General features: G+C 36.8%; 17 protein-coding genes and 1 pseudogene. 11 read left to right on the top strand and 7 right to left on the bottom strand.

The genetic code is table 11. The features are described 5' to 3' along the window. The first annotated feature begins 127 nt into the window (after positions 1 to 127). Together ileS and JK139_RS02115 are read left to right on the top strand one after the other, a co-directional pair. Positions 128 to 3,520, top strand: coding sequence for an isoleucine--tRNA ligase (ileS, locus tag JK139_RS02120; protein ID WP_218330477.1), 3,393 nt, complete (start codon positions 128 to 130; stop codon positions 3,518 to 3,520). Positions 3,521 to 3,525: 5 nt separating this feature from the next. Continuing rightward, the gene (locus tag JK139_RS02115; protein WP_179853201.1) at positions 3,526 to 4,434 is read left to right on the top strand and encodes a TraR/DksA family transcriptional regulator; all 909 of its coding nucleotides are present in this window, start codon (positions 3,526 to 3,528) and stop codon (positions 4,432 to 4,434) included. A gap of 68 nt (positions 4,435 to 4,502) precedes the next feature. Here the strand turns inward: JK139_RS02115 and JK139_RS02110 are convergent, their stop codons facing one another. Next, a complete protein-coding gene (locus JK139_RS02110; RefSeq protein WP_218330476.1) occupies positions 4,503 to 6,323 on the bottom strand; it encodes an ABC transporter ATP-binding protein in 1,821 nt (606 codons plus the stop codon). Positions 6,324 to 6,387: 64 nt separating this feature from the next. On the opposite strand from JK139_RS02110, the gene JK139_RS02105 reads away from it, so the two are divergent. Further along, positions 6,388 to 6,762, top strand: a complete 375-nt coding sequence (locus JK139_RS02105) for a ribosome-binding factor A (protein ID WP_081298668.1) — start codon at positions 6,388 to 6,390, stop codon at positions 6,760 to 6,762. Between the two features lie 38 nt (positions 6,763 to 6,800). After that, entirely contained in the window at positions 6,801 to 8,018 is a 1,218-nt protein-coding gene (locus JK139_RS02100) for an FtsX-like permease family protein (RefSeq protein WP_218330475.1), read from the top strand. A gap of 77 nt (positions 8,019 to 8,095) precedes the next feature. On the opposite strand, the gene JK139_RS02095 is transcribed toward JK139_RS02100, so the two are convergent. Continuing rightward, a complete protein-coding gene (locus JK139_RS02095; RefSeq protein ID WP_228733084.1) occupies positions 8,096 to 8,938 on the bottom strand; it encodes a transketolase in 843 nt (280 codons plus the stop codon). 185 nt (positions 8,939 to 9,123) lie between these two features. Between JK139_RS02095 and JK139_RS02090 the strand changes: the two genes are divergently transcribed. Next, on the top strand, positions 9,124 to 10,179 hold the full coding sequence (locus JK139_RS02090) for an MraY family glycosyltransferase (RefSeq protein WP_218330474.1): 1,056 nt from the start codon (positions 9,124 to 9,126) through the stop codon (positions 10,177 to 10,179). A 200-nt stretch (positions 10,180 to 10,379) separates the two neighbouring features. Beyond that, positions 10,380 to 10,943: a ribosome recycling factor gene (frr, locus tag JK139_RS02085; protein ID WP_074419395.1), complete on the top strand. Its 564-nt coding sequence runs from the start codon at positions 10,380 to 10,382 to the stop codon at positions 10,941 to 10,943. A 57-nt stretch (positions 10,944 to 11,000) separates the two neighbouring features. Here the strand turns inward: frr and JK139_RS15725 are convergent, their stop codons facing one another. After that, the gene (locus JK139_RS15725; protein ID WP_081298669.1) at positions 11,001 to 11,870 is read right to left on the bottom strand and encodes a DMT family transporter; all 870 of its coding nucleotides are present in this window, start codon (positions 11,868 to 11,870) and stop codon (positions 11,001 to 11,003) included. Between the two features lie 65 nt (positions 11,871 to 11,935). On the opposite strand from JK139_RS15725, the gene JK139_RS02075 reads away from it, so the two are divergent. The 3 genes from JK139_RS02075 to JK139_RS02065 all read left to right on the top strand — a co-directional run bounded on the left by JK139_RS02075 (position 11,936) and on the right by JK139_RS02065 (position 14,116). Next, complete coding sequence (locus JK139_RS02075) at positions 11,936 to 12,682, top strand: PPK2 family polyphosphate kinase (RefSeq protein ID WP_218330473.1); 747 nt, start codon at positions 11,936 to 11,938, stop codon at positions 12,680 to 12,682. Between the two features lie 63 nt (positions 12,683 to 12,745). After that, on the top strand, positions 12,746 to 13,162 hold the full coding sequence (gene mscL, locus JK139_RS02070) for a large conductance mechanosensitive channel protein MscL (RefSeq protein WP_074419396.1): 417 nt from the start codon (positions 12,746 to 12,748) through the stop codon (positions 13,160 to 13,162). 126 nt (positions 13,163 to 13,288) lie between these two features. After that, on the top strand, positions 13,289 to 14,116 hold the full coding sequence (locus JK139_RS02065; RefSeq protein ID WP_245634900.1) for a segregation and condensation protein A: 828 nt from the start codon (positions 13,289 to 13,291) through the stop codon (positions 14,114 to 14,116). Between the two features lie 75 nt (positions 14,117 to 14,191). Here JK139_RS02065 and JK139_RS02060 read toward each other — a convergent pair whose 3' ends face one another. The 4 genes from JK139_RS02060 to dtd form a co-directional block, all read right to left on the bottom strand. After that, positions 14,192 to 15,658, bottom strand: a complete 1,467-nt coding sequence (locus JK139_RS02060) for a glycine--tRNA ligase (RefSeq protein ID WP_218330472.1) — start codon at positions 15,656 to 15,658, stop codon at positions 14,192 to 14,194. A gap of 77 nt (positions 15,659 to 15,735) precedes the next feature. Beyond that, the gene (locus tag JK139_RS02055) at positions 15,736 to 16,062 is read right to left on the bottom strand and encodes a nucleotide pyrophosphohydrolase (protein ID WP_074419399.1); all 327 of its coding nucleotides are present in this window, start codon (positions 16,060 to 16,062) and stop codon (positions 15,736 to 15,738) included. A 7-nt stretch (positions 16,063 to 16,069) separates the two neighbouring features. Next, entirely contained in the window at positions 16,070 to 16,489 is a 420-nt protein-coding gene (locus JK139_RS02050) for a group III truncated hemoglobin (protein ID WP_218330471.1), read from the bottom strand. Next, positions 16,467 to 16,919 (bottom strand): D-aminoacyl-tRNA deacylase, encoded by a 453-nt coding sequence (dtd, locus tag JK139_RS02045; protein WP_074419400.1) that lies wholly within the window; start codon positions 16,917 to 16,919, stop codon positions 16,467 to 16,469. The genes JK139_RS02050 and dtd overlap by 23 nt, the downstream gene beginning before the upstream one ends. A gap of 59 nt (positions 16,920 to 16,978) precedes the next feature. On the opposite strand from dtd, the pseudogene arfB reads away from it, so the two are divergent. Both arfB and JK139_RS02035 read left to right on the top strand, forming a co-directional pair. Then, a pseudogene (gene arfB / locus JK139_RS02040) lies at positions 16,979 to 17,368 on the top strand (alternative ribosome rescue aminoacyl-tRNA hydrolase ArfB); the annotation flags it as partial. Between the two features lie 7 nt (positions 17,369 to 17,375). Next, on the top strand, positions 17,376 to 18,083 hold the full coding sequence (locus JK139_RS02035) for an MbnP family protein (RefSeq protein WP_218330470.1): 708 nt from the start codon (positions 17,376 to 17,378) through the stop codon (positions 18,081 to 18,083). Positions 18,084 to 18,101: the final 18 nt, after the last annotated feature.

Genomic DNA, 18,101 nt, shown 5'->3' with positions numbered 1-18,101 from the left:
ATAAAAGACGGGTTTTTTTCATGAAGTGGTTTCATGCTTTGTGGTGAATGACTGCTGTATCTTCTTATTGCATTAACAGATTCCTTACCTTCGCAACTTTTAAAACCGCATTGATAGTACAGTATTTATGAGCAATACATACCGCGAATTTCAGGCCTTACATTTACCTTCTATTGAAAAAGAAATATTGCAACGCTGGCAGCAGGAGCAAGCTTTTGAAAAAAGTATTTCTTTACGTGAAGGCGCACTGCCCTTTGTGTTTTATGAAGGGCCGCCCAGTGCCAACGGTATGCCGGGTATACACCATGTTATTTCCAGAACATTGAAAGATTTGGTTTGCCGCTACAAAACCATGCAGGGTTTTCAGGTAAAAAGAAAAGGAGGCTGGGATACCCATGGCCTTCCGGTTGAATTAGGGGTAGAAAAAGAACTGGGCATAACCAAAGAAGATATTGGTAAAAAGATTTCAGTTGAAGCTTACAATCAAAAATGTAGGGAAGCAGTTTTGCGCTACAAGGATAAATGGGATGAGATTACCACTAAAATGGGCTATTGGGTAGATTTGAATGACCCTTACATTACATTCGATAATAAATATATTGAAACCTTATGGTGGATTTTAAGTGAACTGTATAATAAAGGTTTACTATATGAAAGTGTAAGCATTCAACCATACTCTCCTGCGGCGGGAACCGGTTTAAGCAGTCACGAATTAAACCAGCCCGGCACTTATAAGGACGTAAAAGATACAAGTTGTGTGGCGATGTTCCGCTTACTGCCTGTTTCAATAATTGAGGGAAAATGGAGAGAAACATTTAGCAACTACCTCATTGAAACTGCCTCTAATTCCTGGAAAACTAATAAAGTAAAAAGTTCAGACGTTTTTCTTTTAGCCTGGACCACTACCCCCTGGACATTGCCCTCAAATTTGGGATTAGCAGTAGGGGCAGCTGTAGATTATGTACTCATTAAAACCTTTAACCCGTACACGCATTTGCCGGTAAATGTGGTATTGGCTAAAGATCTTATTCCAAAATATTTTAAGGAGGAAGCCGAAAATGCTGATTTTAACGGCTATTCTTCCGAATCAAAAATCATCCCCTGGCAGCAATTGGCCATTTTTAAAGGCAGCGAATTAGAAAATTGCCGTTACGAGCAATTAATGCCTTACGAAGCCAATCAGCCTGTATTAGCCGGTGGTGAGCCATTTAGGGTAATGCTGGGCGATTTTGTTACTACAGAAGATGGTACCGGTATTGTACACATTGCGCCTGCATTTGGAGCAGATGATTTTAAAGTAGGAAAGAAATACGGCATCGGTATTTTAACGCTGGTAGATAAACAGGGTAAGTTTGTAGATGGCTTGGGCGAATTCAGTAACCGTTATGTAAAAAATTATACCGACGATCCACAGTATCAGGATGTAAATGTAGATATCTGTGTAAAACTTAAAAAAGAAAACAGGGCATTTAAGGTAGAAAAATACGAGCACAGCTATCCCCATTGCTGGCGCACCGATAAACCCATTTTGTATTATCCGTTAGATGCCTGGTTTATTAAAACCACAGCGGTTAAAGACAGAATGGTGGCACTCAATAAAACCATCAACTGGAAACCCAAAAGTACCGGCGAAGGCCGCTTTGGCAACTGGTTAGAAAATATGGTAGATTGGAATTTGAGCAGAAGCAGGTATTGGGGCACACCCTTACCCATTTGGCGAACAGAAGATGGTGCAGAAGAAATTTGCATTGGTTCAATTGATGAACTAAACGCAGCCATTAAAAAAGCCAATGAGGTGTTAGGGATAGAGGTAAATAAGCATTACCTGCATGAAGGTATTTTAGACCTGCACAAACCCTATGTAGATGCAATTGTTTTGGTTAGCCCTTCCGGTAAACCCATGAAACGGATACCCGATTTGGTAGATGTATGGTTCGATAGTGGCGCCATGCCTTATGCACAATGGCATTATCCGTTTGAAAATAAAGATTTGATTGATAAAAGCGCCGCTTTCCCCGCCGATTTTATTGCTGAAGGCGTTGACCAAACCCGTGGATGGTTTTATACGCTCCATGCGCTGGCAGTGATGTTGTTTGACAGTGTAGCCTACAAAAATGTAGTATCCAATGGGTTGGTATTAGATAAGAACGGTAATAAAATGAGCAAGCGCCTTGGTAATGTGGTAAATCCGTTCGATACAATTGAACAATTTGGTGCCGATGCCACCCGCTGGTATTTAATTACCAATGCCTCACCTTGGGATAATTTAAAATTTGATTTAGAAGGTATTAAAGAAGTACAGCGTAAATTTTTTGGCACCTTATACAATACTTATCAATTTTTTGTGTTGTATGCCAATGTAGATGGTTTTGCATTTAAGGAATCTTACATCCCCATTCAGCAAAGGCCTGAAATAGACCGTTGGATTCTCTCTTCGCTCCATTCCCTCATTCAAAAAGTAACCGATGCATTGAATGATTATGAGCCCACTATTGCCGGTCGTGCTATAGAAGATTTTGTTAATGAACAGCTCAGTAACTGGTATGTACGCTTATGTAGAAGAAGGTTCTGGAAAGGAGAATATGAAACTGATAAAATCAGCGCATACCAAACCCTTTATGAATGTTTAGAAACAATAGTGCAGTTAATGGCACCTGTTTCACCCTTTTTTAGTGAGGCCATTTTTTGTAATTTGAATGAAGTTAGCCGGCGTTATCAGGCTGCATCTGTTCATCATACAAACTATCCTAAAGCCAATGCAGCCATGATAGATGCTGATTTAGAAGAAAGAATGCAACTGGCGCAGGATGTGTGTTCCCTGGTTCTATCGCTTCGTAAAAAAGTAAACATAAAAGTTCGGCAGCCGCTGCAAAAAGTAATGATACCGGTTTTAAATGCCGATATGCAGCAGCAGTTAGAAAAAATAGCCGATTTAATTAAGGCCGAAGTAAATGTAAAAGAAATTGAATTTTTAACGGATGCGGAAGGTGTTATTCAGAAAAAAGTAAAACCCAATTTTAAACTGATGGGGGCCAAAATGGGCAGTAAAATGAAAATGGCAGCAGCATTAATTGGGCAATTAAATCAGCACCAAATCGGCATTCTGGAACGTGAAGGCAGTTTAATGTTGGAGTTGGAAGGGGAACAAATACCTGTTTTGCTGGAAGAGGTAGAAATTTTGGCAGAAGATATACCCGGCTGGTGTGTTGCTTCCAAAGCATCTTTAACCGTTGCTCTGGATATTACAGTGACTCCTGAACTGCAAAATGAAGGAAATGCCAGAGAATTAGTGAATCGTATCCAAAATATCAGAAAAGAGAGCGGATTTGAGCTAACAGACCGTATATTCGTACACATTATGGAAAATGCCGTATTAAAGCCTTCCATAATTCAATTTAACGATTATATTTGCCGCGAAATTTTGGCAGACGCTATTCACTGGGTACCAGATTTGCAGCAGGGTACAGCAATTGAAGTGAATGGTGTTTTGTTAAAACTGGCAGTAACAAAAAAAGGATAAAATGTATGGCTACCAAAAAAACTGCGCCTAAAAAAACAACAAAGCCTGCCGCTAAGGCAGCTAAAAAGGCAGCACCAGCCAAAAAAGTTGCTGCAACCAAAAAAGCAGCAGCACCGGCCAAAAAAGCGGCTCCCGTAAAAAAAGCAGGAACACCGGCTAAAAAAGCTATATCTGCAAAAAAAGCAGCACCTGCCAAAAAAGAAACGGTTGTTACCGTAAAAAAATCTGCTGCTGTGGTACAACCTGCAAAAAAAACAGTTACTGCAGGTAAAAAAACGATGCCTGCAACAAAATCAGTGGAAGCTATACATAAAACCAAGCACGAAAATATTCATTCTGAACCCATCAAACCCAGTAAAGCAGAAAAAGCTGCTACTGTTCCCACTATGCCAAAGAAAAAGCAACCTGAGCCATTGAAAGAAGTGAAAGTTCCTAAAACCAGTACCAAAACCAGTGTTCCTTATAGCCCGGGTTATACACCACTTGAAAAAAGAGTTGACATGGGTAAACCAACTGAATCAATAGTGCGCTATTCTGATGCAGAATTAAATGAGTTTAGAGAGCTGATTAATAAAAAATTAGATAGCGCCAAACGTGAATTAGCCTATTTGCAAGGTTTAATAACCCGTAAAGATGAATTGGGTGGCGATGAAAGCGAAGGCCGTTATATGACCATGGAAGATGGTGGTATGAGTATGGAAAGGGAACAATTAAGCCAAATGGCCAGCAGGCAAATTACCTATATTGACCATTTGGAAAAAGCGCTTATGCGAATTGAAAATAAAACCTATGGTATTTGCCGTGTTACCGGAAAATTAATTGATAAAGCCAGACTGCGTGCTGTTCCACATGCTACCTTAAGCCTTGAAGCCAAATTAGGTTTGGTGAAAGGTCCCGAAACAAGCAATGAATAAACTTTTACAAAAATAAAAATGGTTTAAGCTCGTTTTAAGTGGCTTTTTTATGGAATTGATTCCATTGATTAATGCACTTCCTGCATGGTTACCAATTTTTTATAAATACCTTCTAATTCAATTAACTGTTGGTGGGTGCCCCTTTCAATAATTTCACCTTTATCTAATACAATAATTTCATCGGCATGTTTAATGGTAGATAAGCGGTGTGCAATTACAATGCTGGTTCTGTTAAGCATCATATTATTAATGGCATCCTGCACCAGGCGCTCACTTTCAGTATCAAGAGATGAAGTGGCTTCGTCTAAAATAAGAATCGGTGGGTTGCGTAAAATAGCTCTGGCAATGGTAATTCGCTGTTTTTCGCCACCACTTAGTTTATTGCCCCGGTCGCCAATATTGGTTTTATATCCTTCTTCTTTTTGCAATATAAACTGATGGGCATTGGCAATTTTAGCTGCTTCTATAATTTGCTCCATTGTGGCATTTTCGGTGCCAAGGGCAATGTTGTTTGCAATGGTATCGTTAAACAAAATGGGTTCCTGTGTAACAATACCCATGTGTTTGCGTAAGCTATGCAAGTTGTAATCTTTAATATTAATACCATCAATTAGTAATTCGCCTTCACTTACATCCTGAAAGCGTGGAATTAAATCTGCGAAGGTACTTTTCCCTGCACCACTGCTGCCTACAATAGCAACGGTACTTCCTTTGCGTATGGTGAGATGGATGTTTTTAAGTGTTGAAAATTCATCATAACTGAAGCTTACATTTTTAAATTCAATTTGATGTTTGAATTCTGTAAACTGAATTGGATTTTCTATTTCAGTAATTGAAATGGGTGCTTTTAAAATTTCTTCTATTCTCTGAATAGCCGAACTGCCGCGCTGTGCGTTGTAAAAAGCTGTAGACAGAGATTTGGCTGGATTAATAATTTGCGTGAAAAATAAAATGTAAGTAATAAAAGCATCAGGCTGTAAAAAGTTTTTGCCGCCAAGTACCAACCTTCCGCCAAACCACAAAATACAGCACATTACAATTACACCTAAAAATTCGGAAAGTGGAGATGCCAGATCTCTTCTGAAATTCATTTTATTCCGTATCTCATTCAGTTTATTATTGGTATAATAAAATTTACTGCCAATCAATTTTTCAGCATTAAAGGCCTTGATGATTCTAAGCCCACCCAGGGTTTCATCTAAAATAGACATTAGGGTACCCTGAAACTCCTGGGCATGGGTAGATTGTTTTTTTAATGAACGGCTTACCCTGCCTATAATAAAACCGGTTAAGGGTAACAAAACCAATAAAAAAAGCGACAGTGCCGGACTGAGAAAAACCAGCGTAAATAAAATAATAATGATGTTTAAAGGATCTTTTACCAATCCCTCCAACGTACCAATAATGCTCCATTCAATTTCATTGGCATCATTACTCATACGGCTAATAATATCGCCTTTGCGTTGTTCTGTAAAATACCCAACTGGCAATGCCAGAATTTTTGCAAATAAATCGCTCCGCAATTTTGTCATTACATAGTTGCGCATGGGTGTTAATACCCGGTATGACAAATAAATAAAAGTGTTTTTCAGAAAAATTGAGAGGATAATGATAATGCAAATAAAAGCCAGTGCATACATTTCACTGTGTGTTCTAATTAACTGGCTTAAAATATATTTCAGATAATTTAACATGCCATTGGCACTGTATGAAAAATCGGGTTTTACTTCCATCAATTTTTCCTTCCCGAATAATAATTGTAAAAAAGGGGCCAGCATAGCCAGTGAAACCAGCGAAAAAACAATGGATAACAGGTTAAATATTACGTATAAAACAATGTTCTTTTTTTGACTGCTTAGGTAAAACAAAATTCTTGAAAAACGCTTCATAGATAAAATATAATAAGAAAGCCGCAAAGTAACTAAATTTACCACCAAATAAACCTTAAAGATTATGTTGGAAGGAAAACGTCAAAAACAAGTAGCTGCTGTGTTGCAAGAGGCCTTGAATGAAATTTTTATGCGGCTCGGTTTAAATATGATAGATGGTGGAATGGTATCAATTTCTAATGTAAAGGTAACACCCGATTTATTGGAGGCCAGAATTTATATCAGCCTTTTTAAAATAGAACAACCCGCTGTTACCATGAAACGGATTGATGATCGTGCTTGGGAAATAAAAAAGCATTTAGCCGAACAGGTAAAACACCAGTTAAGGCGTATTCCGGTATTGCAATTTTATTTAGATGATACCCTTGATCATGTTTTTAAAATGGAAGCATTGTTTAAACAAATCAATACTTCAAAAAATGATGATGCTGCATCATAAAAAATATTATTGATAGCTCACCACTGAAAATTGTAACATTGAATTTTTTATTTGCCAGGCGATATTTTACCTCTAAAAAATCAACCAATGCTATTACCCTGATTGCATGGATTAGTATTACTGCCATTATGGTTGGAACAGCTGCTTTGATTATTGTTTTAAGTGTGTTCAATGGTTTTGAAGATTTGGTGAAAGGCCTGTATGCCGATTTTTATGCCGATATACGCGTAACACCACAAAAAGGAAAAACTTTTTTATTACTTCCTACGCAGTTGGGTCAACTTAAAAATATTTCCGGAATCGGATCTTATAGTTTAACTGCCGAAGAAAAAGCCCTGCTAGTAAACGGCGATAACCAAACAATTGTTCTTGTAAAAGGGGTAGATAGTAACTATACACGTATTAACAACATTCAATTGCATATGGTTCGTGGGTCTTTTGTATTGGGCAATGCTCAAAAACCACAATTAATTGTAGGAGCTGGTATAGAAAATGCTTTGGGATTAGATGTAGAGCGAAGTTTGTATCCGCTAACATTGTATATGCCCAATACACAATCGGATAATATGTTATCATCAGAAGGGCTTTACGCCTATAATATTTTACCCGCCGGTACTTTCATGATTCAGGAAGATTTCGATAACAAATATGTTTTTACCAATCTTGCTTTTGTGAAATATATGCTTGATATGCAGCCCAATGAATACAGTGCTATTGAAATTAAATTAACAAAAGATGCCAATACGAACAATGTACAGTTGCAAATTGAAAACTTGTTGGGCAATGCATTTAAGGTGCAAACCAGATATCAGCAAAACGAAAGTTTGTATACTGTTATGGAGGTGGAAAAATGGGTGATATATGTAATATTGTCAATTATATTAATTATTGCTGCATTTAATATGATTGGCGCATTAACCATGCTGGTATTGGAGAAGCAGAAAGATATTGCTGTTTTAAAAGCATTGGGCGCATCAGACGGGCTGATTCAAAAAATATTTTTAACTGAGGGTTTTTTATTGGCCATTACAGGTGGTGGGGTAGGAATGGTGTTGGCGCTCCTGATATGTTTCATCCAAATTAAATTTCATTTAATTGGGTTAGGCGGTGGAACGTTTATTATTGATTATTATCCTGTAAAATTAGTGCCCGGCGATTTTGTATTGGTAATGATAACGGTACTGGCTATTGCATTATTAGCTGCCTGGTTTCCGGCATACAAAGCAGGCAAAGAAAAATTATCGCTTAAAAGTTGAAATTAATGTGCAATAAAATTGTATAAAAAAAGCCGGCCATTCTATGAAACTGCCGGCTTTCATCTTTCTATCTTATTTTAATAATCACCTAAAGTTTCAGGTAATTGGTTTAAAGCATCAGCTAATTGAGCATCGCTGGGTGCAATACCATGCCATTCATGGTGTCCTTCCATAAAATTTACACCTTTCCCCATTACTGTTTTCATTAAAATGCAAATGGGTTTGCCCTGACCGGTTAACTTTTTTGCTTTATTTAAACCGGTAACTACCTCCTCCATATCATTGCCATTCATTTCTAAAACATGCCAGTTAAACGCATCAAATTTGGCTTTCAGGCTTTCTAAATTCATTACAACACTGGTTGGACCGTCAATTTGCTGGCCATTATAATCGATAGTAGCAATTAAATTATCTACTTTATGGTGTGCTGCAAACATAATGGCTTCCCAGTTTTGACCTTCTTCCAACTCTCCATCACCGTGTAAAGAAAAAACAAGGTGGTTATCACCATTTAATTTTTTTGAAAGTGCTGCTCCAATTGCTACACTCATACCCTGTCCTAAAGAACCGCTGGCTACGCGTACACCTGGTAAATGTTCATGAGTGGTAGGGTGACCTTGTAATCTGGAATTTAATCTTCTGAATGTGCCGAGTTCTTTTACATCAAAGTAGCCTTTTCTGGCTAAAACACTATAAAATAAGGGTGATATATGTCCATTGGATAAGAAGAAAATATCTTCTCCAATGCCATCCATATGAAAGGGAAGTTTGGTATCCATTATATCAAAATAAAGTGCAGTCATATAATCGGCACAACCCAATGAACCGCCCGGATGTCCGCTCTGCACATCATGTACCATCCGTAAAATATCTCTTCTAACTTGCGATGCTGTTTTTTCTAATGATGCTATGTCTGCCATAAATACTAATTTGGTTTGGCAAGATAATTGATAATTGAATACCATCCGCATCGGGATGCATAATGTTAGCCCGATATGATTTTTTTACAATTTTATGTACAATTGTTTAAAATTTAAAAAACATCTATCTTGCCTTTGTAATTCTACCCCTCTAACCAATAACTAAAGCTGTAAAAAATCCTGCAATGGAGAAAATTATTATTGGGGGCCTACTCTCTTTTATTATAACACTACTTGCAATTCCGGCAATTATTCAAATTGCAAAGATGAAAAAGTTGTATGATGTACCTGACGATCGGAAGGTACATCATACGCCTGTTCCCTCATTGGGCGGTGTTGGTATTTTTGCAGGGTTCCTTATTGCATTTTTGTTGTTGAGCGATTTGGCTCCCCGGGTGCATGGCTTTCCATTTTATATAGCAGCTTTCGTGGTGGTTTTCTTTTTTGGTGTTAAAGATGATATTTTGGTAATAACACCTTTAAAAAAGTTTTTAGGTCAGTTGGCTGTTGCTATTATTTTAATGTATAAAAGCCAGTTGCTGATTGATGATATACATGATTTTTTGAATATTGGTATCATTCCTCCTGTATTTAGTTACCCACTTACCATGTTTACAATTATTGTTGTAATGAATTCTTTCAATTTAATTGATGGTGTAGATGGCTTGGCTGCCTCTATAGGTTTCATTACCTGCACTTTGTTTTCTGTATTTTTCTATTTAAACAATGATTGGCTCTTTGCCTTAATGGGCATCTCTATGTCAGGGGCATTGCTGGCTTTTCTTCGCTTCAATTTTTCGCCTGCCAAAATTTTTATGGGTGATACGGGTGCTATGTTATTAGGCTTGGTCAATGCAATTTTGGTCATTCATTTTATTAAAACTGCTGAAGGCTCTCATATTTTACCAGTTTACGCTGCACCTGCTATGGGATTTGGTATTTTGTTATTGCCTTTATTAGATACACTTCGTGTATTCGGTATTCGTATTTTTAATGAAAGGTCACCTTTTTCGGCTAATCGAAATCATTTACACTATGTTATTAGACTGGGGATATTCTCACAAAAAAATTACCCTTTGTTTGTCTTGTGTATCCATTCTCTTTATAGCACTCAGTTATTTGGCACTTCCTTTAGGTATAACAAAAGTTATTTTGTCGCAAATTGTATTGTTTTTCTCTGCAATATTTATTATTCTTATATTTTGCCAACATACTGTAATAAAAGAAAAACGCTGTGTTAATGGAGGCAGATGAGCAGGAAAATTTTATTGCTTTAACTGCTAATAAAACAAATCCTATTGCTGCAGTAACAGATAAATAATTTAGTTTTTCATTGCATCCGGCCGGCACCTCACTCCCTTATTCTGTTGAATTTGTAAATACGGGGCTGCAAGATGTTGTATTCTTTATTAGATTTGCGCCACTTAATCATCATTTTATTATGACCGAAGCATTAAATCTAATTATTGAGGATATTGAATCAGGCATGAAAAAGGCCATTTTGCATTTAGAGGTAGAATTGACTAAAATCAGAGCGGGTAAAGCCAATCCGGGTATGTTAGAAGGTATTGCTGTAGATTATTACGGTAACCCTACCCCCATTCAGCAAGTGGCCAATGTAAGTGTTTTAGATGCCAGAACCATTAGCATTCAGCCTTGGGAAAAGAAAATGCTGGCAGCCATTGAAAAAGCCATTATGCAGGCCAATATTGGAATAACTCCGCAAAATGATGGTACCCAAATTCGTTTATTTTTACCACCTTTAACAGAAGAGCGCAGGAAAGAAATGGTGAAAAAAGCTGCTGCTGAAGGGGAACAAACCAAAGTAGCTATTCGCAATATTAGAAGAGAAGGTATTGAACAGGTAAAGAAATTACAAAAAGATGGTTTAAGTGAAGATGTGGTAAAAGATGCAGAAAAAGATATTCAGGAAATTACAGATAAATACACGGGCCTGGTTGAAAAACATTTAGCTGTTAAAGAAAAAGAAATAATGACGGTATAATGGGTTGGGTTTTGAATGGTTTGTGGGCAAAACATTGTAAATGAATGTATTTGCCCATTATTTTTTATAGCGGTTGGTAATAGACACACCGGTTAAAATTAACAGCATACTAATCAACTGATTCATTCCAAAAACTTCTCCTGTTAAAACACCCCAGCCTACAGCCACAAAGGGTATACCGTAAGTAACCATTGATGCAAACAGTGCCCCCGATTGTTTTAATAAAATATAAAACAGTACAGTGGCAACTGCTGTACCCATAATACCCAATAAAGCACTAAATAAAGTGGCATGTATTACCGCAGTAATAAATGTTTGTGTAAAATAGCCCGTAAAACTTAAAATTACCAAACAAGGTATCATTAATAACACAAATGCCATGCTGGCTATATGTAGTGAGCCAATACCCTGCAGGTGTTTTCGTACATAATTTACATTTAAGCCATATAAAAAAGTAGCCAATAAAATAAACAGTGCATAGCCCACATTTGTAAAACTAAAGTGCCCTTTGTTAAAAAACAGGAACAACAAACCTCCAAAACCGAGCAATACACCCAACAATTGCATGGGTTTAATTTTCTGTTGAAAAAATAAAATACCGGTAGCAATGGTAAATAAGGGGGTAAGTGCATTCAATATACCTGCCAAACTGCTGTCTAATTTTGTTTCGGCCAAACAAAACAAATAGGCCGGAAAAAAACTGCCCAAAAGCCCAGAAACCAATACCGGCCATCGTTTATCAACAGTAATACTTTTAAAAGCTTTCAGCCCAAATGGCGTTAATATAATACCCGCACTTAAAATTCTGATGGTTGCCACCTGGTAAGGGGTTAGTGCCTGCATGCCTTCCTTCATTAAAATAAAGGAACTGCCCCATATAATGGAGAGCATTACAAATAAAAACCAACTTAAAAAGGGTTTATTCACTGCTAAATTTTTGCAAACCTAAATTTTTAAAAATGAATAGTGTTATATTTAATAAAATTTCAATTATGGCAAAAATCCGTTTGGCCCATTTGGATACCCTTCCTCCCAAAAAAACACAGAAAAAGAAAATTATAGCCGAAACTGAAAAAATAATTGAGGAATTAGATGAATTGCAGAACCAGTTATTTGCTCAATCTAAACATGCTGTTTTAGTGGTAATACAAGGTATGGATGCTGCTGGAAAAGATGGTGCCATTCGGCACGTATTCGGTAAACTAAATCCGCAGGGTGTACAGGTTACTTCATTCAAAGAACCCACCGCATTAGAATTATCGCACGATTTTTTGTGGCGTATTCATCAGCATACCCCTGCAAAAGGGATGATACATATTTTTAATCGCAGTCATTATGAAGATGTATTGGTTACCCGTGTCCATAAAATGATTAATAATAAACTGGCTTATAAAAGGATGGATGCCATTAATGATTTTGAACATTTACTGGAGGAACACAACAATACCCATATTCTAAAATTTTACTTACATATTTCACATGGGGAACAACTGAAAAGATTAGACGAAAGAATAAAAGACCCTAAAAAACAATGGAAGTATAACGAAAAAGATTTTGAAGAATCTAAATTGTGGGTAGAATATATGGAAGTGTATGAAGATTGTATGAATCATTGTAATAAAATACCCTGGATAATTACTCCTTCTGATGCACACTGGTACAAAGAATACATGATTGCTTCAACTTTACATCAACTTTTAAAAGATTTAAAAATGCAATACCCCGGTTTAAAAAAATGAGCCAACTAATTTGTGTGTGCAACGAATTTTACATATTTTTATTAGCAAACCAACATCTGAAATATGTCTTTTGTAAAAGAATTTCGCGAATTTGCCACGAAGGGCAATGTAATGGATTTAGCCGTGGGTGTAATTATTGGCGGTGCTTTTGGCAAAATAGTAGATTCTGTTGTAAACGATTTAATTATGCCGGTTGTGGGTATTTTGTTCAAGGCTGATTTTACTAACCTTTATCTTCCGCTATCCTCAAAAGTAACACAAGGGCTTACTTTGGTAGAAGCAAAAAAGTTGGGGCCTGTTTTTGCCTGGGGAAGTTTTGTAACAGCAGTAATTAACTTTATAATTCTGGCTTTTGTTATTTTCCTTCTGGTCAAGGGCATGAACAGGTTAAAACGTAAAAATGAAGCTGCCGCTCCGCCGCCGGGACCAACCCCTACCGAGCAATTACTCATGGAAATACGCGATGCGCTAAAAAAATAACCAGTTTTACTTCAAAATCCTGCAAATGAAGGTTTGTGGGATTTTTTTGGTGGATAACTTAAAGGGTTGTCGGCGTATTTATACCATTCCTTTTCTTTTATTTGCGGGTACTAAAAGCTGAAAATTGTGAATCAGGAAACTTACCAAATTAAAATTGAGCATTTTGAAGGTCCCTTTGATCTGTTGTTGTTTTTTATTGAACGCGATGAATTAGATATTTACAATATACCTATTACTAAAATCATCAACGATTTTCTGGTTTTTATTCATGCGCAGGAAAAATTGAATATAGAATTGAGTAGTGAATTTATACTATTTGTATCTACATTAATGCGCATTAAAGCCAGATTATTATTACCACGCAAAGAAATAGATGCACAGGGCAACGAAATAGATCCACGGCAGGAATTGGTAGATAAAATTCTGGAATACAAACGTTTTAAAGAAGCCGCAGCTCAAATGGCAGAAATGGAAGCCAATCGTTTGTTGATGGCAAAACGCGGTAATCTGCCAAAAGAAATGGCTATTATAACAGAAGAAGCAGGTGAGGGAACCGAAATACAAACTATTACACTTTTTAAATTGATGAAAACATTTGAAAAGGTAATGCTGCGTATACAGGAAAAGCAAAATAGGCCTACCCATACAGTTGTGCGTTATAACTATACCATTGAGGGTAGCCGTGATTATATGTTAGAATTTATGGCCAAAGAAAAAACAGCTTCATTTGAAAATATTTTTGAAATATGCGAAAACCGTATACATGCTATATTTCTGTTTCTCTCAATTCTTGAGTTGGTGCAGCAAAAGTTTATGAAAATGATGGTAGGCGAAGGACGTAATAATTTTATTTTAGAATGGAATGAGAATCGGGAAGATGATTTAAAATTGGCCGGCTATGAAGTAGAACGTGCCACTGAAGAAACACCTTTGCCCGAAGATTTTGACGAATAAACGATTCTAAATTTTATAAAAAAGCCTGTTTTACAAATGCGTAAAACGGGCTTTTTTAATGGGTGCAGTTGTATGTTAAAATATTGCATTCATTACAATGTCTTTTACCTGACTCAATAAAATTCTTTCCTGTTGCATCGAGTCGCGGTATCGAATGGTTACAGTATTATCTTCTTTAGTTTGATGGTCTATTGTTACACAAAATGGTGTTCCAATGGCATCTTGCCTGCGGTAGCGTTTACCAATCGCATCTTTTTCCTCATAAAAACACCTGAAATAATTTTTGCATTCATCCATTAAATCACGTGCAATTTCAGGTAAACCATCTTTTTTGGTGAGAGGTAAAATAGCTAATTTAATGGGTGCAATTTTTTCAGGAATATGCATTACCACTCTGTTGTCGGTACTACCATCTTCTTTGGTAATGGTTTCTTCTTCGTAAGCATGTGCCATAATTAATAAAAACATTCGGTCTAAACCAATAGATGTTTCAATAACATACGGTATATAATTGCCGTAGGGCTTACCGGTAGCAACATTTGTATCAGCATCAAAATACTGCATCTTTTTTTTGCTGTACAATTGGTGTTGCGTTAAATCAAAGTCGCTGCGAGAATGAATACCTTCCACTTCCTTAAATCCAAACGGAAATTCAAATTCAATATCGCAGGCTTCTTTGGCATAATGCGCCAGTTTAACATGGTCGTGATACCGGTATTTTTCTGCAGGTATACCCAGGCTAAGGTGCCATTGTAAACGTGCCTGTTTCCAGTATTTATACCATTCTCCTTCAGTACCAGGGCGAACAAAGAATTGCATTTCCATTTGTTCAAATTCCCTCATTCTGAAAATAAACTGGCGGGCAACAATTTCATTGCGGAAAGCTTTACCGGTTTGGGCAATTCCAAAAGGTATTTTCATGCGGGCAGTTTTTTGTACATTTAAAAAGTTTACAAAAATACCCTGTGCAGTTTCCGGTCGTAAATAAATGGTATCAGCCTCATCTGTAACAGAACCTAATTTCGTATCGAACATTAAATTAAACTGCCTGATATCGGTCCAGTTACAAGTGCCACTAATGGCGCAAACAATTTTATGGGATTCTATTAAATTTTTTAAACTAGCAAAATCATCTTTCGATAATAAAGCATCCATTTCCTGCAATAAAGCCTTTGCTTCTTTTACTTGCCCATTTTCTTCTAATTTGGCCGCATGTGCTTCAATCAAATGGTCTACCCTGTAACGCTTCTTACTGTTTTTATTATCAATCATGGGATCGTTGAAATTATCTACGTGCCCACTTGCTTTCCAGGTGGTTGGATGCATAAATATGGCCGCATCAATACCTACAATATTTTCGTGTAGTTGTGTCATGCTTTTCCACCAGTAGTCTCTAATATTTTTTTTCAGTTCACTGCCATAAGGGCCATAATCGTAAACGGCACTTAATCCATCATAAATTTCGCTGCTGGGAAACACAAAGCCATATTCTTTGGCATGGGCAATAATTGTCTGAAAGCTATTGTCTTGTTGCGTACTCATAATGTGCAAATATAACTGTATGCAAATGTTCTGTGATAGAAGTGAAATTTTTTTTCAACAAACAAATGTTTGTTATGCTATTGTAGTTTAGAATTATTCAGATGTCTGGTGCTGTCGCGCTTTGTCTTCTTTTCTATATTTTTCTGCAGGGCTTCGGTAAGGTTTACGCCGGTTTGGTTAGCAAGGCAAATGAGTACCCACAATACATCGGCCATTTCATCTCCTAATGCATCTTCAGTTTCGCCGGCTTTAAACGATTGTTCGCCATATTTACGCACCATAATTCTGCTGAGTTCGCCTACTTCTTCCATTAAAATACCCAGATTGGTCAGTTCATTGAAATAGCGAACACCTACAGTTTTTATCCATTCATCAATTTGTTGTTGTGCGGCAGCAATTGTCATGATTAAATTATTTATAAATTGTTTTTAATGAAATGATGGTGGCAATAGATTGTGCTCTTTGTTTTATTTTTTCGGCCATATTTCCTGAAAATAATTGATCGGTAGTTTGGTTAAATAAAAGTAACCATTGATTAAAATGCGCTTTAGTAAAGGGTGCTAATTCATGCAGGTGTTGGTGAACAGCAACGGCATTTCCTTTGTATACCGGTGTTTCAAATAAAACTGATTCCCAAAAATCTACAATCACCGGCAAATGTTTTTCCATGTTTAATTGCACTATTTCATTAAAATAATGTTGTATTACATCATCCTTCAGGGCTTTTGCATAAAATGTTTTCATCAATAACATTAAATCTGTACGGTTACTGATATCTTTTAACATGGCACAACAATGAATGGGTTCATTATTCTCTGTTTTTAGAATCAATAAAAATGGTTACCGGTCCATCGTTCAGCAAAGCTACTTTCATATCTGCTCCAAAAATGCCCTTTTCAATTTTTTTGCCCAATGCTTGTTCTAAGTGAAGTATTAGCTGCTCAAAAATGGGATTGGCTATTTCCGGTTTGGCTGCTTTGATAAACGAAGGACGATTGCCTTTTTTGGTGGCGGCATGGAGTGTAAACTGACTAATGAGTAAAATATCGCCATCAATTTCTTTCACACTTAAATTCATCAATCCGGCTGCATCATTAAAAATACGTAATTGTACAATTTTATGACTCAGCCATTCAATGTCTTCCAGATTATCCTCATTTACTATTCCTGCAAAAACCAATAAACCCTGTTGAATAGTACCTACGATGTTGTTATTAACAGTTACAGATGCCTGACTTACTCTTTGAATAATGATACGCATAATGGTGGTTGATACTTAAGTTTTAACTTTACTGGAATATGAAGATAAATATTCAGGATGAAATAATTTTTTCTACTGCCCGCAGTGGCGGCAAAGGTGGCCAAAATGTAAATAAAGTAGAAACAATGGTAGAGGGCAGATGGCCGGTAATGCAATCTGCATTGTTTACCGAAGAACAGAAACAGCAAATTAACAGGCATTTACAACACAAAATAACCAAGGAAGGATTTTTATTAGTAAAATCGCAGCAGGCAAGAAGTCAGTTAGAGAATAAAGCATTAGTAATTCAAAAAATGAATGATTGGGTAAATGCAGCATTGGTGAAGAAAAAAGCACGTATTGCATCTACACCTACTGCAGTTTCTAAGCAAAGAAAAGCAATGGCCAAACAAAAAAGGGCTAACCTAAAATTGATGCGCAAAAAATATTTCAATAACGATACTGAATAAAGAAGTTATGTGTAAAAAATTTTTACTGTTTGTTTTTTGTACCATGTGTGTATGGGTATTGTATGCACAAAGCCTGCAGTTGAAGTTTGTAGCTTTGGCCGGCCAACAACCTTTGGTGTTATTAGATAGTACCTACCACACCGCTTTGAATGAGCCGGTTACATTTCGGAACTTTCTTTTTTACATAAGCCATATTCAGCTGAAAGATGATAATGGCCATGAAATTCCATTGAAAAATGAATATTATTTAATTAATGCTACAGATGCGGCCTTTAAAGCAATTGACCTACCGGTTAAGCCACAACATATTGCTTCTATTACATTTACGGTTGGGGTAGATAGTATTAAAAATGTAAGTGGTATACAAACCGGTTCGTTAGATCCTATGCGGGGTATGTTCTGGACTTGGAATACCGGTTACATTTTTGCAAAATTAGAAGGTAATTCACCTGCATCAAAAGCGCCGGCGCATTATGTAACTTACCATATTGGCGGATATAAACACAATGAAAATGCTTTGCGGGTTATTCATTTCAACCTTCCACAAAAAAAATCGGTGCATCAAATTAACATAGGGGCAGATGTATTGGCATGGTTTAATAAGCCGCATCCTTTGTCTATTCAAGAACATCCTATTTGCCATTCGCCTGGTAAGTTGGCCATGCAAATAGCGGATAATTATGCGCAAATGTTTCATATCATCCATGTTGAATAATTGTACAAAAGGAAAGTG

The organism is Hydrotalea lipotrueae (assembly GCF_019249625.1).
GTDB lineage: Bacteria > Bacteroidota > Bacteroidia > Chitinophagales > Chitinophagaceae > Hydrotalea > Hydrotalea flava.
This window is presented reverse-complemented; position numbering and strand designations above follow the sequence as displayed.